Here is a 26,493-nt window from a genome sequence, read left to right on the forward strand (position 1 = left end):
CCGTCAAGGGGAGGGCATAAAACCGGCTAGTCCCGTCTAGCTATTTACACGTCCACATCAGGCCGCGGTCGAAGTGGAAGTGGTTGGCGTGCGAGGCATTGAAATTCGGCCCGAGTGCGACGCGGAAATATTTGCACGCCCGCCGGTGCACCTCTTTCAGGAAGCGGCTTTCCGCGTCGTCGCCCTTCCAGTCACGCAGCACCGAGATCGAGCGCCCGTCGGCCAGCGTAAAGCCGGAGATGTCGATCGCGTTGGCCGTGGCGTGCTGGCTGCGCACGCCCTTCCAGAACGGATTGCCGACGATGTTGCGGCAATCGTAGGTGCCCATGTCGCCGAGCCGGGTGACCTTCTGGCCGAACATCTCCTGCGCCAGCGGCTGCACCTCATGCTTGACCCAAAGCGTCAGCGCCGTCGCCGTTTCGCAGGTGAGGTTCTGCACGCCGATCTCGGCCTCGCCCGCGTGCGTGAAGCGCACGGCATTGATCCAGCCGCAGCCATCCTTGAGCGGCCGGTCCGGGATCGGCGTCGCGTCGATATAGGGATCCTTGAGCACGGAATTGCAGAGCGGCGCGTCGTAGCGCAGCGACGAGAGCTTGAAATCGACGAACAGTCCCGGCGGCTTCTCGAGCGAGATCGGGCTGAACGGGCTCAGCCGCTGCGGCACCAGCCCGAACCAGAACGCGCCGCAGACCGCGACGAGCATCAGCAGGGTCAACAGGACCTTGGAAAAAATTCGGCGCGGCTTTCGCATCTCGGTCCCCCGCATTCGAGCGCCGGACCGGTCGATGACACGCCCCGGCTCGCCCCGCAGGCTGTCGCCAGCCCTGACGTGCTCCCCGGACGGACCCTAAAGTGCTTCCGGAAAAGTGGGAACCGGTTTTCCGACAAGAAGCACGACAAGCCAGGACGTGCTTCCGGAAAAGTGGGAACCGGTTTTCCGACAAGAAGCACGACAAGCCAGGACGTGCTTCCGGAAAAGTGGGAACCGGTTTTCCGACAAGAAGCACGACAAGCCAGGAAGTGCTTCCGGAAAAGTGGGAACCGGTTTTGCGATAAGAAGCACGACAACCCAGGACGTGCTTCCGGAAAAGTGGGAACCGGTTTTCCGATAAGAAGCACGTCTGGAAAAATGGCGTTCCCGCGCGACAGGAACCCCGCCCGCAAATGGCTGCACAAGCGCGGCGGCGGTCCGTGCGCGGATTACTGCGAGAGGTGAAGGTTCGACAGGCTCTGGCCGATGGCGTTGAAGGCGGTCTTCAACGCGTCGCCGTTCGACGCCGGGAAATAGTGGGCGGGCGAGGTCGCGCAGTCCTTGAGCAGCCGCTCGGCCGCGCTGCCGGCCATAAAGCCGACGGAATAGACGATGATGCCCTCGTCTTTCATGTTGGTGCAGAGCGAGCGGGCCTGCGTCGCGGAGGCGCCGTTGCCGGACACATACTGCGTGTTGAATTCGCCGTCCGTCATCAGCAGCACGGCCTTGATGATTTTGGACGGCTGATAGGCTTCCGGCCGGCTGTCGTTCGGCCAGATGCTCGCCCACTTGGGCGACAGCAGATACCAGCCCCAGGCCGTTCCGATATGGCCGGCGGTCTGACCGCTTGCGCGCAGCTTGTCGATTTGTGCGGTGAGCGTGCGCTTGCTCGACGTGAGCGGCTGCACGGCCGCGCTAGGGCATGCGACGTCTTTGTCGTAGCCGAAATAAGTGCCGGACGAAGGTGCGTCCTCGCGGAACCGCGCCGCGCCGCCACGCTCGAACACGCAACCGGTGCCGGTCCGCCGCCCGGTCGCGGCCGTGAAAACGCCGCCTGCATTCACGCTCGCGGCATAGGGCGCCAGCGCCACGCGTACGCGGCTCGGCCGTCCGTCGTCGGGAAGGAGCTGTTCCACCAATCCATTCGCGGCGTGCCGCAGGTCGGCGATTTTCGAAGCCGGCGACCCCATCGATCCCGTCACGTCGAGCACCATGGCGAGTTCGATCTCGTGCTGTCCGGAGATGCTCTCGGCCGCGACGGGAATTTCGACATCGCGAAAACCGGCGACGCGCGTCAGCGTCATCGGCACGTTGACAGCGGCATCGACGGTCACCCGCCCGGTCTCGCGATCGATCGCCACCGAGAGATCGCCGATGCTGCCGAAGTCATGGCCTTCGGCAAGGTTGGCGCGGAAGTAGGCCTCCGCCAGTTGCTTGATCTCGCTGTCGGTCCGCGTGCCCTCGCCAAGCGCGCGTCCGGCCGCAAGCGCCGCCGCATCGGCCGCCGCCGCGAGATTGAAGCGGGCGTGCAGCATGCGGGCGTAATCGATGCCGGCGCCGGCCGCGAGCACGACGACCAGCATCAGGAGCGCGAAAATGAACGTCACGCTGCCACGGTCGTCGGATGCGAAGGGGGCCTTCAGGGTGTTGAACCGCGCCATGCCGGAGTCTCTCTTTGAAGCTGCTGCGTGCTGTGAAGCCTCCTGATGCAACTCGAGTGCCGCGACGCAGGCCGGGGCGGGTGCGGAACGGATCAGCCGCTCCGGCACGTAAACAAAGTCTTGATGTCGAAAATTATGTGAGCAAAATCAGGCGCGTATCCGGTCTGGCCAATTGAGCGAGCAGTGCGTGTCGGTCCTCGTTTGAGGAGGTTACCCTCGCCCTGCGGACCCAAATGCCCAAAAACGGACGGAACCGGGACAGCAGCACTAGCGCTGTCCGACGCCGCTCTGGGCCGCGACCGGGATCTCGACATCGTCGTAACCAACGAACCGTGTGAGGGTCATCGGCAAAAAGGCGTCGGTGCCGACGACGACGCGTCCGGCATCGCGATCGGTCAAAACGGAGAGCGTGCCAACCGAGCCGAATAGGCGCTCATCTCCGACGTTTGCTCTGAAATGAGACTCAGCAAGCTGCCGGATTTCGACATCGTTGCGCGTGCCGTCACCAAGCGCACGGCTCGCGGCGAGCGCAGCCGCGTCGGCCGCCGCTTGAAGATTGTAGCGGGCATGGATCACGCGGGCCGCGTCGAGGCCCACTCCGGCGCTGACGCAGAGCACAGCGTGCATCAGCACGGAGAGAAGCGTCACGCCTTTGCGGGCGTCGATTGTTGAAGCGACCGTCGGAGCGAGGGGATCGGCCATGGCTGTGTCTTGTTGTCAGAGCTGACGAAGAGCTTTGACACGGGCCCTTGCACCCCATGTGCCGCGGGGCGTGCCCCTGCGGGACAACCGCCCGAAACCGTTAATTCCGCAACGGCTCTGCGTTAAGCACGCGCCTCCGTGGCGGCACATAACCCTCAGAAGTCGCTGACGATGCCGGCTTTTTCCCAATCGCCGTAGCGCGTCGGCTCGGGGCCGTTGCGCCCGCCGATCTCCGCCTGCCGGGCCGACTCGGCCCGCTCGGCCGCGGCCCGCCGCTCCGCCGCCTCGGCCAACGCGCGTTCCGCGGCAGGAGAAAGAGCGCGTTCCGCGGCGGGAGAGGGCGTACCTTGCGCATCGGGTGGCAGCGCCCGTTCCGCGGGTGCCGCCGGCTGATCTGGAGTGTCGCGTCTGTCGGTCATCAGTGCAGGAACCCCATCCCTAGGGAATCTGGTCGTCGTCGGGAACGCTACCTATATAGCAACCCGGGAAGGCGGTGAACGCGGCCCATTGCCAGGCGGATCCACCGCCCGCCATGCCCGGTGCTGAGGCCCGGTGCTGAGGAGAGAATTTGAATGCCGATGAACTACGTCAAGACCGCCGCCCTGCTGGCCGCGCTGACCGCGATTTTCGTGGCCATGGGCGCCGCGATCGGCGGACAGGGGGGCATGGTCATCGCCTTCATCGTGGCGATGGGTATGAACCTCTTCAGTTTTTGGAACTCGGACAAGATGGTTCTGAAGATGTTCGGAGCGCAGGAGGTGGATGAGCGCACCGCGCCCGACTACTACGGCCTCGTCCGCGATCTCGCACGCCGCGCCGAACTGCCGATGCCGCGCGTCTTCGTCATGCAGAACCCGCAGCCGAACGCGTTCGCGACCGGCCGCAGCCCGCAGCGCGCCGCAGTTGCGGCCACCACCGGCCTGTTGGACATGCTGTCGCGCGAGGAAGCGGCCGGCGTCATCGCGCATGAGCTGGCGCACATCAAGAACCGCGACACGCTGACGATGACCGTTGCCGCCACCATCGGCGGGGCGATCTCGATGCTGGCGCAATACCTCCAGTTCGGCATGATGTTCGGCGGCCACCGCGACGATCGCGGCGGAGGCGGCATCGGCATGATCGGCTCGATCCTCGCCATGCTGGTCGCGCCGTTTGCCGCCATGCTCGTGCAGATGGCGATCAGCCGCTCGCGCGAATACAGCGCCGACCGCATGGGCGCGCTCATCTGCGGCAACCCGCGCTGGCTGGCGTCGGCGTTGGTCAAGATCGAGAACGCCGCCCGGCGCATTCCAAACGAGGAAGCCGAGGAGGTGCCGGCGGCCGCGCACATGTTCATCATCAATCCGCTCAACGGGCACGGTATGGACAACCTGTTCTCGACCCATCCCGCAACCGCCAACCGCATTGCCGCGCTCGAGGAGCTTGCGCGGGAGCTGTCCCAGGGCGGCGGAAATCTCGGCGGTGCCGACCTCGGTGGCGCGCTGCCGTCGGATGGCGGCGGATCCGGCACGCCGGGTCCGTGGTCGGACAACGACCAGACCCGCCCGGGCGGTGGCCCTTCCAACGGACCCTGGGGCTGATTGTCCTCCGGGGGCGTGCGCGCCCAGTGCCGTCGTGCGCCCAGTGCAGTCGTGCGTCTTGACGCGCGTTCGGGTTGGCGCGAAGTGAAGCACGTGAATCCGGCCGGGCGCTGATGCCCGGCCTTTGCCGTTCTATGAAAGATCCTGATGCCTCCTCCGCACCGTGACCAAAAAGCGCGAGCCCGGCCGTCTGGCTATGCGGCCCGCGAACTGGTCGTCGAATGCCTCGCTGCCGTGCTCGATCGCGGCCGCCCTCTGGATGATGCCTTCGACGCGGCCGCTGGCATGCATGCCGAGGCGCTGCCGACGCGCGACCGCGCCTTCGCGCGCCTGATCGTCATGACCGTGCTGCGCCGCAAAGGCCAGCTCGATGCCGTGCTGGACGCGTTTCTGGAAAAGCCCCTGCCCGCCAAGGGCGGTCTCATTCGGCCCATTCTGCTCTCGGCCGCCGCTCAGCTTCTCTTTCTCGACACGCCGCCGCATGCCGCCATCAGCCTCGCGGTCGATCAATGCCGCGACAACACGAAGACGCAGCGGTTCGCCGGTCTCGCCAACGCCGTCCTGCGTCGCGTCTCGACCACCGGCAAGGAGGTGCTGGCGGGCATCGACGCCGTCGCCGCGAACATCCCGGCGCGCCTCCTCGAAAGCTGGCAGGACGCCTACGGCGCAGATACCGCTCGCGCGATTGCGGAAGCCTCGCTCGCCGAAGCCGCGCTCGACCTCTCGGTCAAATCCGATGCGCACGCGTGGGCGGAAAAGCTCGGCGGCGTGGTGTTGTCGACCTCCACCGTCCGGCTCGCACGCGCCGGCCGCGTCGAGGATCTGCCGGGTTACGCCGAAGGCGCCTGGTGGGTGCAGGACGCTGCCGCGGCGCTGCCGTCTCGCATGCTTGGGGCTGTCCGCGATCTCGAAGTGGCCGATCTCTGCGCTGCTCCCGGCGGCAAGACCGCCGAGCTCGCGGCCGCCGGTGCCCGCGTCACGGCGGTGGACTTTTCGGCGGTCCGGCTGCGCCGGCTGTCCGAGAATTTGTCCCGTCTCAATCTCGCAGCCGACATCGTCGAGGCGGATGCGACCGCTTGGGATCCCGGCCGCCAGTTCGATGCGGTTCTTCTCGATGCGCCGTGCAGCGCCACCGGCACCATCCGCCGCCACCCGGACATCCTGCGCCTCAAGCGCAAGGACGACACCTCCGAGCGCGTTGCGCTGCAACGCCGGCTGATCGCCCAGGCGGCCCGTTTGGTTAAGCCCGGCGGGTTGCTCGTCTATGGCACCTGCTCGCTCGAGCCTGAGGAAGGCGAACGGATCGTCGACCGCTTTCTCGCCGGATCCGACATGGACCGCGTTCCCCTTACGCCGGGCGAAGCGGGCATTGACGGCGCCTGGGTGACCGCCCAAGGCGATCTGCGCACCCTCCCCTGCCATCTCCCGAACGCCGATCCGGCCCTTGCCGGCATCGACGGCTTTTTCGCCGCGCGCCTGCGCAAACGCGCTTAACGGTCCGGGATTGTCCCGGAGTTTCAGCTCCGTCCCCCCATGTGGCCGATTGAGGACGTGGGGCGGCATGCTACCATTCGAGGCACGGACGGGCTGACGAGGAGGCGCATGGCGCGGCTCAAGATTTCGGAACGCATCAGGATTACCCAGCTCGCCGCGGACAAACTGCGGCGTGGCGCGCTGACGTCCGTGCTCAACGCGCCGCCGTTCCGCTGGCAGTTCGGCGCGTCGGCGGCCGAGCAGTTGCTCATCGTTCCGCAGGACCTGCGCACGGCGGATCCGAGCTTCCTGAACGAGGTCGAGGTCGGGCAGTACGGGCTCGCCGGCGCGGTCGCGCACGCAGACGAATTCTCTCCGTTCGACATCAAAGCGCCGAGCGAAGCTTGGGCGCGCGAACTGCACGGCTTCGGCTGGTTGCGCCACATGACGGCAGCCGCCCGTCCCGAGGGCCGCGAGATCGCGCGCATTCTCGCGACCGAATGGGCATTGCGCTATCGCGGCGGCTCCGGTGTCGCGTGGGAACCTCACGTCACCGGCCGGCGCCTGATCTCGTGGATCTCGCATTCATCGCTGCTGCTCGAAGATGCCGACACCGAGACCTACGAAATTCTGACCGAGAGCCTGGGGCTTCAGCTGATCCGCCTGGCGGCGAGCTGGCGCAACAGCCCGAGCGGCTACCAACGCCTCTTGTCGTTGCTCACGCTGCTGCTCGCCCAGCTTTGCATTTCGGGCCACGAGGGCCAGATCACGGAAACGGAGAGGCTGTTCGTCCAGGAGCTGCGCCGGCAGATCCTGCCGGATGGCGGCCACATCGGACGCAACCCGGAAGTGCTCGTCGAGCTGATCCTCGACCTGTTGCCGCTCAATCAGTGCTTCGCCGCTCGCGGCCGCACTCCTCCGCCGGAGCTTGGCAACGCGCTCAAGGCCATGCTCGCGATGCTGAAGTACATGCGCCTCGGCGACGGCATGCTGGCGCGCTTCAATGGCATGGGGGTCGCGTCACCCGCCGGGCTGGCGACTGTCCTCGTCTATGACGACAACCCCGGCACGATCCCCGCATCCGCTCCGGCCACCAAATACATGCGCCTGGAGCGCGGTGAGCAGATCCTGATCATGGACGTGGGTTCGCCGCCGCCGTTGGAAGCGGCAGCGGAAGCGCACGCCGGTTGCCTGTCGTTCGAGTTCAGCACCCGGACGGAGCTGATGCTCGTCAACGGCGGAGCGCCGGGCGCGGGCAACGCCGAGTGGCGGGCCGCCTCACGCGCCACCGCCAGCCACAACACGCTGTGCCTCTTCGAAAAATCGTCATCGAAACTCATCCGCCACAAGACGCTCGCCGACCTGGTCGGCGGCTCGCCGATCCGCCACCCGGACGACGTGCAGGCCAGCATCTACACGCACGACGACTGCGTGGAGGTGAAAACCTCGCACGACGGCTACATGAAGCGCTTCGGACTGATGCATCACCGCACGCTGGCGCTGAACAGTTCGGGTCGCCGCCTGCTCGGCATCGACCGCTTGGCGGGCAAGCAGGAATCGATGCGCTTGTCCCAGGACATTCCGTTCGCGATCCACTTTCACCTGCACCCCGCCGTGCGCTGCCGCCGCGGCGACAATCCCAATCTCGCGATTATCGAGCTTGCGAGCGGAGCCGTGTGGTGGTTCAGCCTTGAAGGCGCGCGTCTCGCGATCGAAGAGAGCACGTACTTCGCCGACTCGGCCGGGCCGCGCCGCGCACTGCAGCTTGTCGCGCGTGGAGCCACCGTCGGAGAAGCCGAAATTCGTTGGGTGCTCGAAGCCCAGACCTAACCGCAGACCAAGCACTGAAGACCAGCAAGGACACGACCACGATGAAAGATCCCAATCCCCGGATCCGCCGCGCCCTCATTTCGCTCTCGGACAAAAGCGGCCTCGACGAGCTCGCGCAGCATTTGGCGGAATGGAATGTCGCTTTGATCTCGACCGGCGGCACCGCGGCCAAGCTCAAGGGCGCTGGCTTCGCTGTTGCCGATGTGTCCGACGTGACCGGTTTCCCCGAAGCCTTCGACGGGCGCGTGAAAACGCTGCATCCAAATATTCACGGCGGCCTGCTCGCCGTGCGCGGCAACGAGGAGCACATCGCGCAGGCGGAGGAGCACAAGATCGCGGCCATCGATCTGCTCGTCGTCAATCTCTATCCGTTTGAGCAGACGTTGGCGCGCGGCGCCTCGTTCGACGAATGCGTCGAGAACGTCGACATCGGCGGCCCGGCCATGATCCGCGCCGCCGCCAAGAACCACGCCTCCGTGACCGTGATCGTCGACAGCGCCGACTACGAGACGCTGCTCAAGGAAATGTCCGAAAATCACGGCCGCACGACGCTCGCCTTCCGCAAGCGCATGGCGGCGAAGGCCTACGCCCGCACGGCGGCCTACGATGGTGCGATCAGCAACTGGCTCGGCGCCGTGGCCGAGAGCGCCGACGGATCCGCGACCGGCTTCCCGCCGGCGCTGACCGCGCACTACAAGAAATCGATCGACATGCGCTACGGGGAAAACCCGCATCAGCGCGGCGCGTTCTATGTCGCAAGCGGAGCGCAACCCGGCACCATCGCCGCCGCGCGCCAGTTGCTCGGCAAGGAACTGTCCTACAACAACGTCGCCGACAGCGACGCCGCGCTCGAATGCGTCAAGGCGTTCACGGACCGGCCGGCCTGCGTCATCGTCAAGCACGCCAATCCGTGCGGCGTTGCCGAAGCCGACACCCTCGCCGCCGCCTACGACCGCGCCTATCGCACCGATCCCGAATCCGCGTTCGGCGGCATCATCGCGTTCAACCGCGAGCTTGATGCTGAGACCGCGGCGATTATCGTCGAGCGCCAGTTCGTCGAAGTCATCCTCGCGCCCTCCGTCACCGCAGCGGCGCAAGAGGCCATTGCGGCGAAGAAGAACGTGCGCCTGCTGGTGACGGGCGCATGGCCTGCGCAAACGCCGCCGCGCATGGATATCAAATCCGTGTCGGGCGGACTGCTCGCTCAGGACGCCGACCTCGCCCTTCACGAGAGCATCAAGGTCGTGACCAGGCGGCAGCCGAGCGCCGCCGAGATGGCGGATCTCCTGTTTGCCTGGAAGGTCGCCAAGTTCGTCAAGTCGAACTCCATCGTTTATGCGAAGGACGGCGCAACGGTCGGCATCGGCGCGGGCCAGATGAGCCGGGTGAACTCCTCGCGCATCGCCGCTATCAAGGCCGAGTTGGCGGGGCTCGACGTGAAGGGCGCGGCCGTCGCCTCGGATGCGTTCTTCCCCTTCCCGGACGGTCTCCTCGCGGCGGCCGAAGCGGGCGCGACCGCAGTCATCCAGCCCGGCGGCTCGATGCGCGACGAGGACGTGATCCGCGCCGCCGACGAAAAGGGCCTCGCCATGGTCCTGACCGGCATGCGCCACTTCCGCCACTGATGGAACCGGCCGGCCAGATCAGTCTGCGGCCGGCCACGCGCGCCGATTTCGATCTCATTCGCCGCTGGCTGGCCCGTCCCGACATCCAGGAGTGGTGGGGGCCCGTTTCAGCGACGGAAGCCGAGGTCAACATGGCGCTCTCGTCCGGTCTCGCCATCTGCCGCGTCATCGAGGCGGAGGGAGTCCCGGTCGGCTATGCCCACGCGGTCGATGCCACCTTATGGGGCGAGAACCTGCCGGACGAGCTCGAGCCCGGCACCTGGGACCTCGACCTCTTCATCGCGGCCGAAGACCAGCGCGGCCGTGGCGTCGGCCAGATCGCGCTTGCCAAGCTGCGTGAGGAGGTGTTCGCGACCACGCTGGCGGTCGCCGTGTGTGTGTTTCCGTCGGTCAAGAACGAACGCGCCGTGCGCGCCTACGAAAAAGCCGGATTTCGCTGGCAGCGCGTCTGGCACGATCCGCAGACAGGGCCGGCCTGGTTCATGGTCGCCCGCCGCGGCGATTGAATCGCAGTGCAGCATCGTTCGGCCGCAAAAACCCGGCGTTCCGGCCCGTCCAGCGCTGTAAAAACCGTCATCGAACAATTCGTATAATCATTTCGTCTAAAATTGCGTGCAAGGACGCGCCGCAGGCGCAGTCCGGTTTCTGCCGGGGGTCTTCCATGCACTACGTCCTCACGCCGTTCACGCCCCGTTATCTTTCATTAACGGTTGCCGTTGCCGGGACAGTCTCGCTCGCCGCCCTCCTGCTGGGTGGCGTCGCCGCGATGACACCTGTAACCGCGCTGCTGCTGGCGGCCCTCGCGTTCTTCGCCGCGCTCGGCCTGCGCGACGTCACCCAGACCCGCCACGCCATTCTGCGCAATTACCCGATTGTCGCGCACATGCGGTTCATTCTGGAAGACATCCGCCCTGAGCTGCGCCAGTACTTCTTCGAGGCGGACAAGGACGGATCGCCGTTCCCGCGCGACAAGCGCGCCATCGTCTACCAGCGTGCCAAGAAGGAGCTGGACAAGCGCCCGTTCGGCACGATGTACGATGTCTACGAGAGCCGCTACGAGTGGCTGCATCACTCGATGGCGCCGAAGCGCGCATCGCCCGAGCCGTTCCGCATCGTGGTCGGCGGACCGCACTGCGATCAGCCCTATTCGGCCTCCGTCTTCAACATTTCGGCGATGAGCTACGGCTCGCTGTCCGCCAACGCCATCCGCGCGCTCAACAAGGGCGCAGCCCTCGGCGGCTTCGCGCACGACACCGGCGAAGGCGGTTTCTCGCCCTATCACCGCGAGCACGGCGGCGACATCATTCTGCAGATCGGCTCCGGATACTTTGCCTGCCGCGACGCGGACGGCGGTTTCTCGCCTGAAAAGTTCGCCGAGATTTCTGCCAATCCGCAAGTCAAGATGATCGAGCTCAAGCTCTCGCAGGGCGCCAAACCGGGCCACGGCGGCGTGCTGCCCGCCGCCAAGGTGACGGAAGAGGTGGCCCGCATCCGCGGCGTCGAGATGGGCCGCGATTGCATCTCGCCCGCGCGCCACCCGTCGTTCTCGACGCCCATCGGGCTGATGGCCTTCATCGCCGAGCTGCGCCGCCTGTCGCGCGGCAAGCCCGTCGGCTTCAAGCTCTGCATCGGCCATCCGTGGGAATTTCTCGCCGTCGTGAAGGCGATGCTGGAAACCGGCATCACGCCCGACTTTATTGTCGTCGATGGCAAGGAAGGCGGCACGGGCGCGGCCCCGCTCGAATTCATGGACCACGTCGGCACGCCGCTGCGCGACGGCCTCGCCTTCGTGCATGCTGCCCTCGTCGGTGCCAACCTCCGCGACCGCATCAAGATCGGCGCCTCGGGCAAGATCACAACCGCTTTCGATATGGCCCGCGTGATGGCGCTCGGCGCGGACTGGTGCAACGCCGCGCGCGGCTTCATGTTCGCGGTCGGCTGCATCCAGGCCCAGCAGTGCCACACGGATCGCTGCCCCACCGGCGTCGCCACGCAGGATCCGCTGCGCCAGCGCGCCATCGACGTACCGAGCAAGGCCGAGCGGGTCGCGCAGTTTCACAAGCAGACGGTCAAGGCGCTTGCCGAACTCGTGGCGGCTGCGGGGCTCAATCACCCGCGCCAGCTCGAGGCGCATCACTTCATGCATCGCGCAGCACCCGATCGCGTCGTCACCTTTGCCGAGCTGTACCGCCCCCTGAAGCCGGGCGAGCTGCTGCTCGGCACCTCCGACGCGCGCTTCGAAAACGCCTGGGCCATTGCGACGGCCGAGAGCTTCTCGCCCATCGGCCGCGGCGTCTCGGTGATCCACGCCGTCGCGGCGGAGTAGTCAGTTTGGGTTAGGTCCGGATCGGAGTTCGCACGGGCGCCATGAGCACCAGACCAGCAATCAGGAAGAAGGCGATCGACGCCATGCCGATCCGCTGACTTCCCGTAATTTGCGTCACCGCCGCCACCAGCAACGGCGCGAGAAACGCGGTGACCTTCCCGGAAAATGCGAAGAGCCCGAAATACTGCGTCATCTTCTCCGGCGGCGCGAGGCGCGCGAGCAGCGCCCGGCTGGCCGCCTGCACCGGCGCCGCCACCATGCCGACGAGCACGGCGAAGGCCAGGAACACCAGTTCACCTGTAGATGAGAACGGCGCCGATCCGGGCGCCTTGGGAACGACCTCGCTGACGTAGAGCACATGGCTGGCATCGACCGACAGGATGCCGAGCGCGCCGGCGAGCAGCAGCACCAGCGACACCATGATGACGGTCTTCGACCCGACCTTGTCATCGAGCACGCCGCCGATCACCGCGCCGATTGTGCCCGCGATGGTCAGCACGATACCGAACAGCCCGAGTTCGAGTGCGCCCCAGCCGAACACGGACGCGCCGTAGATGCCGCCGAATGCGAAGATTGCGGCCAGGCCATCCGAGTAGAGCATCCGCGCCGCGAGGAAATGCAGCATATTCCGGTCTCCCGACAGCGACCGGATGGTCGACCAAAGCTCGGCGAGAGCCGGACGCCCGGATGCGGCAGAAGCGCCGCGCTCGTCCGGCACGAACAGGAAGAACGGGATCATGAACAGCACGTACCAGATCGCGGCGAATGGCCCGACAAGACGCTCGCCCTCGCGCTGAACCGTATCGAGCGTCAGCACCGGCTCGAGGCCCAGCACCGAGCGCCCGGTCGCGGGATCGGCCACGATGAAGCCGGCCATCACCGCGAGACTGATGAGCCCGCCCGCGTAGCCGACGGCCCAGGCCAGCCCCGACAGCCGGCCGAGCTGGCTGTGTGGCACCAGCGTCGGCATCATCGAGTTGGTGAAGACGGTGGTGAATTCCGCCATCGCTGTCGCCGCGACGAAGGCCGCCAGAACGAGGAAGATCGTGGCCGTGTCGGCGCCCGGCCGCGCCAGCCAGAGCGTGGCGAGACCGGCCACGAAGACCACCGAGAACAGCGCGATCCAGGGCTTTCTCCGCCCGCCGCCGTCGGCCAGCGCCCCCAGGAACGGGCTGCCGATGGCGATCAGGATACCGGCCGTGGCGGCCGCATAACCCCAGAGCGCCTGACCTTGAGCCGGCGACGCCGCGACGAAATTGGCGAAGTACGGCGCGAACAGGAACGTCAGCACCAGCGTGTAGTAGGGCTGGGCCGCCCAATCGAACAGCGCCCACGAGACGAGGGCCCGTCTTGGCGCGGCCACCTGCACGCCGTGCCCGGGAGCGATTCCCGATGTGCTGTGCGCGATTGCGGTCGTTTCCTGCACGTTCGGTCCCCCCGGATGCTGCGTTTCAGTCTTAACGTAAAGGAGGACGGTACGTCCTAACGTAAAGGAGTCCGGCGCGCGCCGAATGCGGAGCGGCGATCTCTGCATGCGATCCGGCAGCTCTCGCGGTTAATATACGGAAAAACTTATGTTTGCTGCGAGTGCAACCTTCCGATAAACCGGCATGAGGGCTGGGCGTTCGGGGCCCGCGCATCAGTTACTTCATATTGATTTCGTCGGGACAGGATTGCGTACCGTGTTGCTTCGCCTGTCGATCCTCGTCGCCATTGGCTTCGCCTCGTTCGCCCTTTGGGGCCGCGATGACGCGACCCCGCCTGCGGGTTCCGCGGTGCTCGGCTCCGGGATGAGCATCTCCGACGTCATCTCCGGCACGTACGACCGCCCCGAGGAAGGCGGCCGCCGCAAAGCGAAGGTGCAGCTCGCCGTCCAGAAAACAGCGAAGCGCAAGCCGCGTTGCGGGGAGAACGGCACGACCTGCGCCAGCCGCCGTCCGAAGATGCGGGACCTCAACGGCGGCTACCGCACACTCTGCGTCCGTCTTTGCGACGGCTACTATTTCCCGATCAGCGCCGCCGCCCAGCCGGCCGAATTCGCGCGCGACGAAGAAACGTGTCAGGCGGCGTGCGGCTCACCCGCCATGCTGTTCGTCTACAAGAACGGTGAAGGCGCGCCGGAAACGATGACCAGCCTCGACGGCAAGCCCTACGCGTCGCTGGCGACGGCCTTCAAGCATCGCGTCTCCTATGACGCAGCCTGCACCTGCACGGCGAGCCCGTGGACGGAAGCGTCCGCCGAGCGCCATCGTCTCTATGCGGCGGAGCAGGCGGCGCTGAGCGGCGATCCGGAAAGCGCACTGCAGGTGGCCGCGCTCACGAGCGCCGTGCAGGAGACACGCAAACGGACGCGCGCTCGGACGGGCGCCGATCTCGTCGCCAGCCGCTCCGCAGAAGTCATTGCGGGAGCCTCGCGCCAGCGCATGGAAGCAGCCAACGTGCGCAAGGCCGCAGTCGCGCGCGAGCCCACCGTGCGCGCAAAAGTCCGTGCCACCGAACGCGTGAAGGTCCGCCCCGTGCGGCAGGCCGAGGCCCGTATGGTGCGCGCTCTGCGCGCTGGCGAGACGAACCGTGCCATCGAGCGCCGCATCCGCGTGTCCGACGCACGCATGGTCGTCCGGCGCTAGCTCACCGACGCTCCTCCGCTTGCCGAAGCGGGTCACCACATGGTTTTTCACAATTGCTGGACGCACAGCCGCTACCCCGCGCTCCGTCATCCCGGCGCAGGCCGGGACCCACGCCAGTGTCAACAGATCGTAACTGCTGTTTGGGTCGCGACAGATCCACTGGTGTCCCGAGGATCCATGGTGCAACACCGAGGTCCTACGATCGTCGCGGCCTTCTTTGACTTGCGTGGGTGCCGGCCTTCGCCGGCATGACGTCTTATGATGGCGTCGTTATGCGAACATGCGATGGGTTGAATAGTCGTCGCGCGTCTACATCAACATCAGCGGTATGCAGAGAGCTTGTCGGCAATGCGCGCCTAATAGTCCGGCGCTAGCCGCCGATGTCACCTGCGGCGCTCGTTCGCCCAACTGGCCGCGTCGTCCGATCCGCCACGCAGGCCGAACGTATCCTCGATCACATACGGCCCGCCGCCGACCTTGGGCCGCGACGAATAGAGCCCGAAGCTTTCGACCTGGAATGGCTTGCTGCGGTAGGCGCCGAGTTCCTGCAGTACGCGCGCGACCGCCTCGGGCCGTGTGCCTCTGAGGCGCGCGAGCGTCACATGCGGCTTGAAGCCGTGTTTGTCCTGCTTCAATCCCGCCACCCGCGCCGCCCGCTCGTTCGCGCGCGCCAGCCCATCGAGCCACGGGCTTTCCTCGACGCCCGCCCACAACGTCCGCGGCTGCTGTCCCCCGAAAGCGCCGAACCCCGACAGCCTCAGCGTGAAGGCGGGCTCGTCGATGGACGCGAGGGAGGCGTGAAATTCGTTGGCCGTCGGGTTGTCGATGTCGCCCGCGAAACGAAGCGTGATGTGCATGTCTTGCGCCTCCACCCACCGCGCACCCGCGAGCGGCATGGCGAGATCGGCCAGATAATCGGCCAACTCCTCCGGCAGCGCGATGGCGGTGAACAGACGGGGCATTGAGCAGGCACCTCTGTCAGGGCGTCACGGCGACGGCACGTTTCGCGCTCACGCGCTCGATCAGTTTTTCGGTCATCGGCAGGATGCGCGAGACGATGACGTCCACCCCCTTGCCGGTCGGATGCATGCCGTCATCCAGATTGAGTTCCGGATGCATCGCGATGCCGTCGAGAAAGAAGGGGTAGAACAGAAGGTCATGCTCTTTCGCCAGATCTGTGTAGATGGCCTCGAAGATCGCCTCGTACTCGTCTCCCATGCTCTTCGGAGCTTTCATGCCAGCCATGAGAACCTCGATTTTGCGGTCCGAGAGTTTTTTCAGGATCGTGTCGAGGTTGGCGCGCGTGACCTTCAAATCGATGCCGCGCAGCATATCGTTGGCGCCCAGCTCCAGGATCACGGCTTCGGTGCCCTCCGGCACCGACCAATCGAAGCGCGCGAGACCAGCCGCCGTCGTGTCGCCGGAGACGCCGGCATTGGAGACCTCGACGTTGTGGCCCTTCGCCTTGAGCGCGGCCGCGAGTTGAACCGGAAACGCCTCGCTCGGCTTCAATCGGTACCCGGCCGTCAGACTGTCACCGAACGCCACGATCCGAATGGGCGCGGCGCTGTTCGCGTCCAACGCTACGGCGTGCACCGAGAGCGCAAGCGCCGCGGCGAGCCACAGGTTGACGATCGCCAACGCACGCACCATCTGACCTGCGCGGGTGGAAGCGCGTTGCTTTGTCATCATTTTTCTGCCTCATGACGCCGTAACACTCGGCGAGCTTGCCCCGTTTCGGGTTGAACGATGTGCGCCGCGCGGGCGCGCCAGTCCCGAATCTGGCGATCCTGACACAGACGATTCGCGACAGATGGAGCCATAATTCTTTGCCTCAGCCGATCATCCGCCTCGCCGACGTTCGGCTCAATCTCGCGAGCAGAGCCGGTCTCGTCGAGATCCTCAAGGGAATTTCGCTCGACATCGCCCAAGGCCAATCGGTTGCCATTGTCGGCCCGTCGGGATCCGGAAAAACCTCGTTGCTCATGATCCTCGCGGGATTGGAGCGCGCCACCAGTGGGCATGTGCAGGTTGCCGGGCGCGATTTCAATGCCCTCAACGAGGATCAGCTGGCGCTGGCGCGGGGCGAAGACATCGGCATCGTGTTCCAGTCGTTCCATCTGATCCCCACCATGACCGCGCTCGAGAACGTGGCCCTGCCGCTTGAGTTTGCCGGCGTCGCCGAGGCCCGGCAGCGCGCGCGCGACCTGCTGGCCGACGTTGGCCTCGGCCCGCGGCTCGACCACTTCCCGGCGCAGCTCTCGGGCGGCGAGCAGCAGCGCGTCGCCCTCGCCCGCGCGCTCGCGCCGCAGCCGAAACTGCTGCTGGCCGACGAGCCGACCGGCAATCTCGACGGCCAGACCGGCCGCACGGTCGTCGATCTCTTGTTCGGCATGAAACGAAAGAGCGGCGCGACCCTCGTTCTCGTCACGCACGACGAGCGCCTCGCCAAGCAATGCGAGCGCACCATCCGCATGGCGGACGGGCGCATCGTGGCCGACGAGCAGTCCGTGGTGGCGGCATGACCGCGGCGGCAGAACCGTACATTGGACAACCGCGGACGCGGACCGGATTGTCGGCCACGCGGCTCTTTTCCATTGCCCTGCGCGATCTGCGGTCCGGCTTCGGCGGCTTCTACATCTTCATGGCCTGCGTTGCGCTCGGCGTCGCCGTCATCGCCACCGTCGGCGCCTTGTCGGACGCCCTGCGCACCGGCTTCGAACGCCAGGGCGAGGTGCTGCTCGGCGGCGACCTGACCTTTGCCCGCATGCACACCCGCGCCACCGATGCCGAACGGAACTGGCTGGCCGGCAACGGAACCGTGAGCGAAGCCGCCACCTTGCGGACGATGGCGCGCAGCCTCGACGGCGAGCAGCAGGCGCTGATCGAGATCAAGGGCGTCGACGCCGCCTACCCGCTGGCCGGACAGGTCGTGGTGAAAGGCGCGCCCTTCCACGAGGCGATCGGGTCTTCAGACTCCCCCGGCGTCGTGGCCGATCCCATTCTCCTGAGCCAGCTCGGCCTCGCCATCGGCGACAAGGTCCGCATCGGGCAGGTCGACTTCACCGTCCGCGCGGAGCTGGAGAGCGAGCCCGACTCCGTGGCCGACCGCCTCACGTATGGTCCGCGCGTGTTTATCTCCACCGCAAACCTCGAAAAGACGGGGCTGATCCAGCCGGGCGCGCTCGTGCGCTGGCGGTATGCGCTGAAACGCCCAAACCCGGAGGGAGCAGTCCCCGAGGACGTCGGCGCGTTTCGCGACATGGCCAAGCGGGAACTCGAGCCCTCGGGCTTCCTAATCGCCGATCGGCGCAACCCCTCGCCCCAGGTCTCGCGCACGCTCGATCGGTTGCGTCAGTTCCTGACGTTCCTCGGCTTGGCCGCGCTTCTCGTCGGCGGTGTCGGTATCGCCAGCGCCGTCGCGACGTTTATCGACCGGCGGCGCGATGTCATCGCCACCATGAAAACCGTCGGCGCCACCAGCCGCACGGTGCTCTGGATTTTCCTCGTCCAGGTTCTCGTCATCACGATCATCGGCGTCGCCGTTGGATTGGTGGTGGGGCTCACCGCGCCGCGCGTTCTGATCGCCGCCTATGGCAACCAGCTGCCGATCCAGACCGAATACACGTTCTCGCCGTTGAGTGCGTTCATCAGCGCCACGTACGGCATTCTTGTCGCCTTGTTGTTTACGCTCTGGCCGCTTGGCCGCGCCGAGCTGATCAAGCCGAGCGTCCTGTTTCGCGACGAGGTCGCGCCCGAGCGCGTCTGGCCGCGTAAGCCCATTATCGCGCTTACGGCCGCCATCGCCGCGGCGCTGCTCGGCTTCGTTGTGATGATGTCGGAATCGACGCGCATCGCGCTCTACTTCTGCGGCGCGCTCGTGCTCGTGTTCGCCGTCTTCACCGCACTCGGCCATGCCGTGACGTGGACCGCCCGCTGCGTGCCGCGCCCCAAGTGGCCCGAGCTGGCGCTTGCCATCGGCAATCTCGGCGCACCCGGAGGGCTGACGCGCTCGGTCGTGATTTCGCTCGGCGCGGGTCTCTCTCTGTTGGTTGCGGTGGCGCTTGCCGACGCTTCCCTGACCCAGGAGCTGACCAGCCGCCTGCCCGAGAAAGCCCCCAGCCATTTTCTGCTCGACGTCCCGAAGGGCGAAGCGGCCGCGCTCGTCAGCATCATCGAGCGCGAGGCTCCGGGCGCGCATGTCGTGGAAGCGCCGATGCTGCGCGGCCGTCTCGTCGAGATGCGGGGCCGCAAGGCGGAGGATTTCAAGCTGCCGCCCGAAGCGCAATGGGTGCTCAATGGAGACCGCGGCCTTACATATTCGGATACGCTGCCGGAAGGCTCGACCCTGGTCGAAGGCGACTGGTGGCCGGTCGGCTACAGCGGCGAGCCGCTGGTCTCGTTCGAGCGCGACCTCGCCGGACATCTCAGCTTGGCCATCGGCGACATGGTGACGGTCAACGTTCTCGGCCGAAACGTCACGGCCCGCATCGCCAACCTGCGCGAGGTGAAGTGGGAGAGCCTGGCATTGAATTTCGTCATGGTCTTCTCGGCGAACACGCTGCAAAGCGCGCCGCACAACCTTCTCGCCACCGTCAGTCTGCCGGAAGGCACGCCCATCGCCGCGGAAGCGCAGCTCGGCCGCGCCATCGGCAAGGCGTTTCCGTCGGTCACGGTCATTCGCGTGCGCGATGCGCTCGAAGCCGCGACGGCGATCCTGTCCAAAGTCATGGTGGCCGTCCGCGCGGCGGGCACGGTCACGCTGCTGGCCGGTGCGCTGGTCCTGGCCGGCGCGCTCGCCACCGCCCAGCGGCGGCGCATCCTCGATGCCGTCGTGCTCAAGGTGCTGGGGGCAACCCGACGGCGCATCCTGACCGCCCATCTCGTCGAATATCTGCTGCTGGCCGCCATCTCGGCGCTGTTCGCCGTCGGGCTCGGCGCATTCGCGGCCTGGATCGCCGTCACCGAGATCATGAAGATCCCGTTCTCCTTCAGCCTCGAAGCCGTGGCGATGGCGCTCGGGGTCTCGATCGGGCTGGTGCTGCTGTTCGGTGCGTTCGGGACCTGGTCGGTGCTGCGCGCCAAGCCCGCGCAAGCCCTGAGAACCGCCTAAGAATGAGAACCGCCTAGAAAAGGCGGGAGCCGCCAAGAAACCTGCCGGCTTTCGCGGCCATACGTAAGTATACGTCAGTATTGACGGCGCATTTACGAGACGACGCTCATTAACTTTCTGATCGAATAGCCTTATATAAATCTCAAGCGTCTGGCGCAGCGGCGATCGAGCTCTCTTGAAACGGAGCCAATCCATGCCGATATGCGCTGGGCAAATTAAGTTTGCGCTAGAAGTCTTTATGGGGACTCGATCACGATGGCACAGTTTGACAGCAGATACTCGCAACCGACGACCGTCGGCCGCGCCGATGTGGACGCGGGTCTGCGCGCATACATGCTGGGCGTTTATAACTACATGGCGGCCGGCGTCGCGCTGACGGGTATCGTTTCCTACCTCATTTACTCCATGGCCGTTACGACCGACGCAGGGTCCGCCGCGGCAACGCTGGCGAACGGCAAGATGCTGACCTCGTTCGGCGTCGCGATCTTCGCGAGCCCCCTCAAGTGGGTGCTCTTCCTCGCTCCGATCGCCTTCGTGTTCTTCTTCGCCTTCAAGGCGAACAGCATGAGCGTCGGCGCCGCGCAGACCTCGTTCTGGGTGTACGCCGCGCTGGTCGGCGCGTCCCTGTCGTCGATCCTGCTGGTCTTCACCGGCGCGTCGGTGGCGAACGTGTTCTTCATCACGGCAGCGACGTTCGCGAGCCTCAGCGTTTGGGGCTACACCACGAAGAAGGACATCTCCGGCTGGGGGTCGTTCCTGTTCATGGGCCTCATCGGCGTCATCATCGCCAGCCTCGTGAACATCTTCATGCAGTCGAGCGCCATTCAGTTCGCGATCTCGGTGATCGGCGTGCTCGTGTTCGCGGGCCTCACCGCCTATGACACGCAGCGCATCAAGGACACCTACTTCGAGGTGGCCGGCAATGCCGAGGCGGCGGCGAAGGCATCGATCTTCGGCGCACTGTCGCTCTACCAGGATTTCGTGGGCCTGTTTGTCAACCTGCTGCAGCTGATGGGCAACCGCGAGTAAGTTCGGAAACGCTCAATGAAGGAAAAAGGGCTCCGCCATCCGGCGGGGCCCTTTTTTCATGTCCGAAGCGATCCGCGCGGAGGTTACGCGCCCGTCGATTTAGCGCCCCGCGAGCTTGATGCTCTCGCAGGCGGCCAGCACCCGAGCCAGCTCGTCGCCGCGCTTCAGCACCGCTCCGCTCCGCAGCACGACGCTGTAGGCGCCTTGCCGCCGCGCCAGTCGCGGGCATTTCTCGACCCGGAACAGCGGATACTCACTGGCGCGCTGGAAGATCGCGAACACCGCCTTCTCGCGGCCCATCTGAAGCGCGTAATCGCGCCATTCCCCGGCCGCGACTTTGCGGGCGTAGACGTCGAGAATGGCTTCCAGCTCGGCGCGGTTGAACGCGACGACGGGCGCACTGCCGAGTGAGGGGTGTCCGATGACGGAAGAAAGCGACGTTTGAGTGCGCGAGTGACTGCCCGCGTCGCGCGGGCGAAAACGTATGGGATCGGATTCGCTCAATGCGTCCTCCTCGCCGATTTCCCCCTGATGATCGCGCCGCCCTTCGACTTTTTCAAGCCGCATGGCGTGCCTTTTTCACAAGCCTGCCACAAAGCGTCCCTGTCCAGGCCCCATTGCCGCGTAGGTTTAGTACGTCAGGCCCGGTCCATCCCCAGCCTCGGAACGTTCCCAAGCCCCCTCCGAGTTTGATCTCCCTGGACCGGGCCGACCCCTCCCCACACGACGGTTCGCTGCGATCGTGCCCAGCCGACGCGCACAGAAATTCCTTCGCGCCGCCGGAATGCCGTCGCGCCTCGGCCCTGCGGGCGCCAAGAATCGCGGTCACTCTCGGATGATTGATCCCCGCTCGGTGGTCTTGACTGACTGGAACCCCGAGCCCCCCTGTCCGGTCGAGAACGGGCCGCCGAGCGGGCCAATGCCCTCAACTACTCCTTGTCTCCCAATCTCCTTGTCTCTCTAAAAAGAGCCGGTTCCCCCAACCGGCTCTTTGTTTTTTGCGTGCGGCGCGTCCATCGGCTATCGATCACGCGGCCGACACTTCGGCATCTCACGCGAGGGCTCACGAATGACGACCGCAACGAAAAAGAAAGCGACCAGCGCAGGCGCAACGAACAACCCGTTGCTGGCGCCGTGGCGCGGACCGTTCAAGGCGCCGCCGTTCGCGTCGATCAAGCCGGCGCACTTCGGCCCGGCCTTCACCCAAGCGCTCAAGGCGCACAAGCGCGAGATCGCGGACATTGCGACGCGCGAAGCCAAGCCGTCGTTCGCCAACACTATCGTCGCCCTGGAAAAGAGCGGCACGCTGCTGACCAAGGTCGCCGACGTCTTCTTCAACCTGTCGAGCGCCGACAGCAACGATGCGCTGCAGGCCATCGAGCGCGACATCGCTCCGAAGCTCGCGCAGCATCAGAGCGCCGTTCTCCTCAACCGCCGCCTCTTCCAGCGCATCGCCGATCTCTACGAGCGACGCGACGCCCTTGGCCTTGACTCCGAAGCACTCCGTTTGCTGGAGCGCACCTACAAGAGCTTCGTGCGCGCGGGCGCCGCCCTTGATTCCAAGTCGAGAAAGCGGATCGCCGAAATCAACACCGAGCTGGCGACCCTCGGCACGGCGTTCACGCAGAACGTTCTGGCCGACGAGCAGGCTTGGCACATGATGCTGGACGGCGACCGCGACCTCGACGGCCTGCCGCCTTCGGTGCGCGATGCCGCGGCGCAAGCGGCCGTCCAGCTCGGCAAGCCGGGCAGCCACGCCATCACGCTCGGGCGCTCCAGCGTCGAGCCGTTCCTGCAGTATTCGGCCCGCCGCGACCTGCGCGAGGAAGCGTGGAAAGCCTGGATCAAGCGTGGCGAAAACGGCGGCAAGACCGACAACCGCAAGATCGTCGTGCGCATGATGGCGCTGCGCAGCGAGGTGGCCCGCCTGATCGGCTACGACACCTACGCCGCCTACGTGCTCGACGACACGATGGCCAAGACGCCCGCCGAGGTCCGCAAGCTGCTCGACAAGGTCTGGCCGGCCGCGCTCCGCAGCGCGCGCTCCGAACGCGACGCGCTCGAAAAGCGGGCGCGCGCGGAAGGCGAGAACTTCAAGATTGCCGCCTGGGACTGGCGCTACTACGCCGAGAAGGAGCGCAAGGCCCGCTACGCGCTCGACGAGGCCGAGGTGCGCTCCTATCTCACCCTCGACAACGTTCTCGACGCCGCATTCGACACCGCCGGCCGCCTGTTCGGCCTGGTCTTCGAGGCGCGCCCCGACGTGCCGGTCTATCATCCGGATGTGCGCGCCTGGGAGGTTCGCACTAAGGCTGGCGAGCACGTCGGCCTCTTCTACGGCGACTACTACGGCCGCCCATCGAAGCGTTCCGGCGCCTGGATGTCGTCCTATCGTGGCCAGCACAAACTTGCGGGCAGTGTCCGTCCGATCGTCGTCAACGTCATGAGCGTGGCGCAGGGCGCGCCGGGCACGCCGACGCTGCTCTCCTTCGACGATGCCCGCACGCTGTTCCATGAGCTGGGCCACGGCCTGCACGGCCTGCTCTCCGATGTGACCTACCCCTCGCTCGCCATGACCAACGTGATGCACGACTTCGTCGAGCTGCCGTCCCAGCTCTACGAGCATTGGCTGTCGCGGCCCGAGGTGCTGAAGAAATTCGCGCTCCACGAAAAGACGGGCAAGCCGATGCCGGAGCGGATCCTGAAACAGCTCGAAGCCGCCCGCACGTTCAACCAGGGGTTCCAAACGGTGGAGTACACGGCCTCGACGCTGCTCGACCTCGAACTGCATTCGCTGGAGGATACATCCGGCCTCGACGTCGATGCCTTCGAAAGCGAGGTGCTGGCGCGCATCGGCATGCCGGCCGAAATCACGCCGCGCCACCGCATCCCGCACTTCCAGCACATCATCGGCGGCTACGCGGCCGGCTATTACAGCTACCTGTGGTCGGAGGTGATGGACGCCGACGCCTTCGCGGCCTTCGAGGAGACCGGCAACATCTTCGACCGCAAGACGGCGAACAAGCTCAAGACCTTCATCTACGCCGCCGGCAACCGGCAGGATGCGCTCGATGCGTATGTCGCGTTCCGCGGCCGCCCGCCCGAGATCGAAGGCCTTCTCCGTAAGCGCGGGCTTACATGATCCCTCCGGAACGAAGCCGCTCGCCCTAACTGTCATCCTCGGGCTTGTGCCGAGGATCCATCGCGCAGCGGAGAAGAAGCGAGGCGGTGGCGGACGGGCCATGCCTCGAGTTCAAACCGCGATCCCAGCTGAACCATGGATCCTCGGGACGAGCCCGAGGATGACAAGCTGGTCGGACGAACGCGAAACGACCGTTGACATCTGCTGGAGCTTGCGTGGGTCCCGACCCGTCCGTGCGCAGCATGGCTTCGCCATGACGTCGGGATGACGTTAGTGTGGTTGCATCGCTGCTTGGATATTCGAGCACCGGATGTCGTCGTGCCGCCATCCTCCTCAACGTCATGCCGGCGAAGGCCGGCACCCACGCAAGTCAAAGCTCGCGCGACGGTCCAGGACCTGGTTGAGATCGGATCGGTTCTCGGGACAAGCCCGAGGACGCGCTGCCCTCGCCTACGAGTCCACCAGTATCTGCTACTGAATCGTAATGGCCGCCGTCCGAAGGACAGGCGGCCATTGTTTTGGTGCAGCCAAGCGTGGCGGAGATCAACCCGCCTTGCGGTTCTGCCGGTTCTCGATCAGGTCGTCGACCACCGACGGGTCCGCCAGCGTCGACGTATCGCCGAGGCTGCCATACTCGTCCTCGGCGATCTTACGCAGGATGCGGCGCATGATCTTGCCCGAGCGCGTCTTAGGAAGACCAGGCGCGAACTGCACTGCGTCGGGCGAAGCGATCGGCCCGATCTCGCGGCGCACGTGCTGCACGAGTTCTTTTTTCAACGCATCCGACGGCTGCTCTCCCGCATTGAGCGTGATGTAGCAGTAGATGCCCTGGCCCTTGAGATCGTGCGGATAGCCGACCACGGCCGCTTCCGCGACCTTGGGGTGGCTGACGAGCGCGCTCTCGACCTCGGCCGTTCCCATGCGATGCCCGGAGACGTTGATCACGTCGTCCACGCGGCCAGTGATCCAGTAGTAGGCATCCTCGTCGCGGCGGCAGCCGTCGCCGGTGAAGTACGTGCCGGGGTACGTGCTGAAGTAGGTCTGCACGAAACGCTCGTGATCGCCGTACAGCGTACGAGCCTGGCCCGGCCAACTGTCGAGGATGACGAGGTTGCCCTGGTCCGCGCCCTCGACCGTCGCGCCCTTGTCGTCGACGAGCGCGGGCTGCACGCCGAAGAACGGACGCGTCGCCGAGCCGGGCTTGAGCGAGGTCGCACCGGGCAGCGGCGTGATCAGGATGCCGCCGGTCTCCGTCTGCCACCACGTATCGACGATCGGGCAGCGGTGTTCGCCGACGACGCGGTGATACCACTCCCACGCTTCCGGATTGATCGGTTCGCCAACGCTGCCGAGCAGCCGCAGCGACGAGCGGTCGGTGCGGCGCACAAGATCGTCGCCCGCGCCCATCAGCGAGCGGATGGCGGTGGGCGCGGTGTAGAACGTGTTGACCTTCCACTTGTCGACCACATTCCAGAAGCGCGACGCCGTGGGGTACGTCGGCACGCCCTCGAACATCAGCGTCGTCGCGCCGTTCGCGAGCGGCCCGTAGACGATGTAGCTGTGCCCGGTGACCCAGCCGACGTCGGCCGTGCACCAGTAGATGTCGCCCGGGTGGTAATCGAACACGTACTGGTGCGTCATGGCGGCGAACAGCAGATAGCCGCCCGTCGTATGCACGACGCCCTTCGGCTTGCCGGTCGATCCCGACGTATAGAGGATGAACAGCGGATCTTCCGCGTTGACCGGCACCGGCGGGCAATCCGCCGTGACCTTGGCGATTTCATCGTGAAGCCAGAGATCGCGTCCCGGCGTCCACGGCACGGGATTGCCGGTGCGGCGCACGACCAGCATCTTTTCGTTGCCCTTGGCGCATTTCTTGAGCGCCTCGTCGGCGTTCTTCTTGAGCGCCACCGCCTTGCCGCCGCGCAGGCCCTCGTCGGCCGTGATGATGAAGGTCGATCCGGCGTCTTCGATGCGCCCGGCGAGACTGTCCGGCGAGAAGCCGGCAAACACGATCGAGTGGATGGCGCCGATGCGGGCCGAGGCGAGCATCGCGTAGGCGGCTTCCGGGATCATCGGCAGGTAGATGGTGACGCGATCGCCCTTCTTGACGCCGTGCGCCTTGAGCACGTTCGCGAACTTGCACACTTCCTCGTGCAGCTGGCGATAGGTGATCGTCTTGTCTTCGGTCGGGTCGTCGCCTTCCCAGATGATGGCGATCTGGTCGCCGCGCGTCGCGAGGTGGCGGTCGATGCAGTTGACCGACACGTTGAGTTCGCCGTCTTCGAACCATTTGATCGAAACGTCGCCGGGGCCGAAGTTGGTGTTCTTGACCTTGGTGTAAGGCTTGCTCCAGTCGAGCCGCAGGCCGTTTTCGCCCCAGAACGTCTCGGGGTCTTTCACGGACTGTTCGTAGAGCGCCAGGTATTTCGCGTCATCGAGCCACGCACGGCCCGCCCATTCGGGCGTAACGGGATACGCCTTGTCCGTCATCGTGTGTCCTCCCGGGAGTATTTTTTTTCTAGGTTCATTATGGGCAAAGCAAGTGAGCCCCACAACGTCGTCCTTGGTCGAATGGCGACGGGAGCTCGCCGTCGCACGTCATGGCGACCGGTAGCTGCCAAGCTCCAAGCG

20 protein-coding genes are annotated in these 26,493 nt (G+C 65.9%); 11 read left to right on the plus strand and 9 right to left on the minus strand.

The features are described from left to right. Positions 1–40: 40 nt before the first annotated feature. From ACTIFK_RS13355 to ACTIFK_RS13370, 4 genes are all read right to left on the minus strand, one after another. A complete protein-coding gene (locus ACTIFK_RS13355) occupies positions 41–751 on the minus strand; it encodes an extensin-like domain-containing protein (protein ID WP_439543573.1) in 711 nt (236 codons plus the stop codon). A 449-nt stretch (positions 752–1,200) separates the two neighbouring features. Further along, positions 1,201–2,412 carry a vWA domain-containing protein gene (locus tag ACTIFK_RS13360; protein WP_439543574.1) on the minus strand — a complete coding sequence of 404 codons (1,212 nt, stop codon included), beginning with the start codon at positions 2,410–2,412 and terminating at the stop codon, positions 1,201–1,203. A 267-nt stretch (positions 2,413–2,679) separates the two neighbouring features. Then, positions 2,680–3,114: a pilus assembly protein TadG-related protein gene (locus ACTIFK_RS13365; protein WP_439543575.1), complete on the minus strand. Its 435-nt coding sequence runs from the start codon at positions 3,112–3,114 to the stop codon at positions 2,680–2,682. Positions 3,115–3,269: 155 nt separating this feature from the next. Further along, complete coding sequence (locus ACTIFK_RS13370; protein ID WP_439543576.1) at positions 3,270–3,533, minus strand: DUF1674 domain-containing protein; 264 nt, start codon at positions 3,531–3,533, stop codon at positions 3,270–3,272. A gap of 153 nt (positions 3,534–3,686) precedes the next feature. On the opposite strand from ACTIFK_RS13370, the gene htpX reads away from it, so the two are divergent. The 6 genes from htpX (at position 3,687) to ACTIFK_RS13400 (ending at position 11,948) form a co-directional block, all read left to right on the plus strand. Beyond that, a complete protein-coding gene (htpX, locus tag ACTIFK_RS13375) occupies positions 3,687–4,694 on the plus strand; it encodes a zinc metalloprotease HtpX (RefSeq protein WP_439543577.1) in 1,008 nt (335 codons plus the stop codon). A gap of 147 nt (positions 4,695–4,841) precedes the next feature. Next, on the plus strand, positions 4,842–6,188 hold the full coding sequence (locus ACTIFK_RS13380; protein WP_439543578.1) for an RsmB/NOP family class I SAM-dependent RNA methyltransferase: 1,347 nt from the start codon (positions 4,842–4,844) through the stop codon (positions 6,186–6,188). 108 nt (positions 6,189–6,296) lie between these two features. After that, positions 6,297–7,997, plus strand: a complete 1,701-nt coding sequence (locus tag ACTIFK_RS13385) for a heparinase II/III family protein (RefSeq protein ID WP_439543579.1) — start codon at positions 6,297–6,299, stop codon at positions 7,995–7,997. Positions 7,998–8,038: 41 nt separating this feature from the next. Continuing rightward, positions 8,039–9,622, plus strand: a complete 1,584-nt coding sequence (gene purH, locus ACTIFK_RS13390) for a bifunctional phosphoribosylaminoimidazolecarboxamide formyltransferase/IMP cyclohydrolase (protein ID WP_439543580.1) — start codon at positions 8,039–8,041, stop codon at positions 9,620–9,622. Beyond that, complete coding sequence (locus tag ACTIFK_RS13395; protein WP_439543581.1) at positions 9,622–10,128, plus strand: GNAT family N-acetyltransferase; 507 nt, start codon at positions 9,622–9,624, stop codon at positions 10,126–10,128. The genes purH and ACTIFK_RS13395 overlap by 1 nt, the downstream gene beginning before the upstream one ends. A gap of 155 nt (positions 10,129–10,283) precedes the next feature. Then, the gene (locus ACTIFK_RS13400; RefSeq protein ID WP_439543582.1) at positions 10,284–11,948 is read left to right on the plus strand and encodes an FMN-binding glutamate synthase family protein; all 1,665 of its coding nucleotides are present in this window, start codon (positions 10,284–10,286) and stop codon (positions 11,946–11,948) included. A gap of 10 nt (positions 11,949–11,958) precedes the next feature. Here ACTIFK_RS13400 and ACTIFK_RS13405 read toward each other — a convergent pair whose 3' ends face one another. Then, complete coding sequence (locus ACTIFK_RS13405) at positions 11,959–13,374, minus strand: MFS transporter (RefSeq protein ID WP_439543583.1); 1,416 nt, start codon at positions 13,372–13,374, stop codon at positions 11,959–11,961. A 256-nt stretch (positions 13,375–13,630) separates the two neighbouring features. On the opposite strand from ACTIFK_RS13405, the gene ACTIFK_RS13410 reads away from it, so the two are divergent. Beyond that, a complete protein-coding gene (locus tag ACTIFK_RS13410) occupies positions 13,631–14,575 on the plus strand; it encodes a DUF2865 domain-containing protein (protein WP_439543584.1) in 945 nt (314 codons plus the stop codon). Positions 14,576–14,958: 383 nt separating this feature from the next. On the opposite strand, the gene thpR is transcribed toward ACTIFK_RS13410, so the two are convergent. Together thpR and ACTIFK_RS13420 are read right to left on the minus strand one after the other, a co-directional pair. Beyond that, positions 14,959–15,537 (minus strand): RNA 2',3'-cyclic phosphodiesterase, encoded by a 579-nt coding sequence (thpR, locus tag ACTIFK_RS13415; protein ID WP_439543585.1) that lies wholly within the window; start codon positions 15,535–15,537, stop codon positions 14,959–14,961. A gap of 16 nt (positions 15,538–15,553) precedes the next feature. Further along, positions 15,554–16,267, minus strand: a complete 714-nt coding sequence (locus ACTIFK_RS13420) for an arylesterase (protein ID WP_439543586.1) — start codon at positions 16,265–16,267, stop codon at positions 15,554–15,556. Between the two features lie 137 nt (positions 16,268–16,404). Here ACTIFK_RS13420 and ACTIFK_RS13425 point away from each other — a divergent pair, with 137 nt between their 5' ends. From ACTIFK_RS13425 to ACTIFK_RS13435, 3 genes are all read left to right on the plus strand, one after another. Beyond that, positions 16,405–17,100, plus strand: a complete 696-nt coding sequence (locus ACTIFK_RS13425) for an ABC transporter ATP-binding protein (protein ID WP_439543587.1) — start codon at positions 16,405–16,407, stop codon at positions 17,098–17,100. After that, a complete protein-coding gene (locus ACTIFK_RS13430) occupies positions 17,097–19,688 on the plus strand; it encodes an ABC transporter permease (RefSeq protein WP_439543588.1) in 2,592 nt (863 codons plus the stop codon). The genes ACTIFK_RS13425 and ACTIFK_RS13430 overlap by 4 nt, the downstream gene beginning before the upstream one ends. A gap of 255 nt (positions 19,689–19,943) precedes the next feature. Further along, complete coding sequence (locus ACTIFK_RS13435) at positions 19,944–20,717, plus strand: Bax inhibitor-1/YccA family protein (protein ID WP_439543589.1); 774 nt, start codon at positions 19,944–19,946, stop codon at positions 20,715–20,717. Between the two features lie 99 nt (positions 20,718–20,816). On the opposite strand, the gene ACTIFK_RS13440 is transcribed toward ACTIFK_RS13435, so the two are convergent. Then, positions 20,817–21,221 carry a DUF2794 domain-containing protein gene (locus tag ACTIFK_RS13440; RefSeq protein WP_439543772.1) on the minus strand — a complete coding sequence of 135 codons (405 nt, stop codon included), beginning with the start codon at positions 21,219–21,221 and terminating at the stop codon, positions 20,817–20,819. A 565-nt stretch (positions 21,222–21,786) separates the two neighbouring features. Here ACTIFK_RS13440 and ACTIFK_RS13445 point away from each other — a divergent pair. After that, positions 21,787–23,859 (plus strand): M3 family metallopeptidase, encoded by a 2,073-nt coding sequence (locus ACTIFK_RS13445; RefSeq protein WP_439543590.1) that lies wholly within the window; start codon positions 21,787–21,789, stop codon positions 23,857–23,859. 543 nt (positions 23,860–24,402) lie between these two features. On the opposite strand, the gene acs is transcribed toward ACTIFK_RS13445, so the two are convergent. Next, complete coding sequence (gene acs, locus ACTIFK_RS13450; protein ID WP_439543591.1) at positions 24,403–26,352, minus strand: acetate--CoA ligase; 1,950 nt, start codon at positions 26,350–26,352, stop codon at positions 24,403–24,405. Between the last annotated feature and the right edge of the window lie 141 nt (positions 26,353–26,493).

The organism is Hyphomicrobium sp. (assembly GCF_051860585.1).
Taxonomy (GTDB): domain Bacteria; phylum Pseudomonadota; class Alphaproteobacteria; order Rhizobiales; family Hyphomicrobiaceae; genus Hyphomicrobium_C.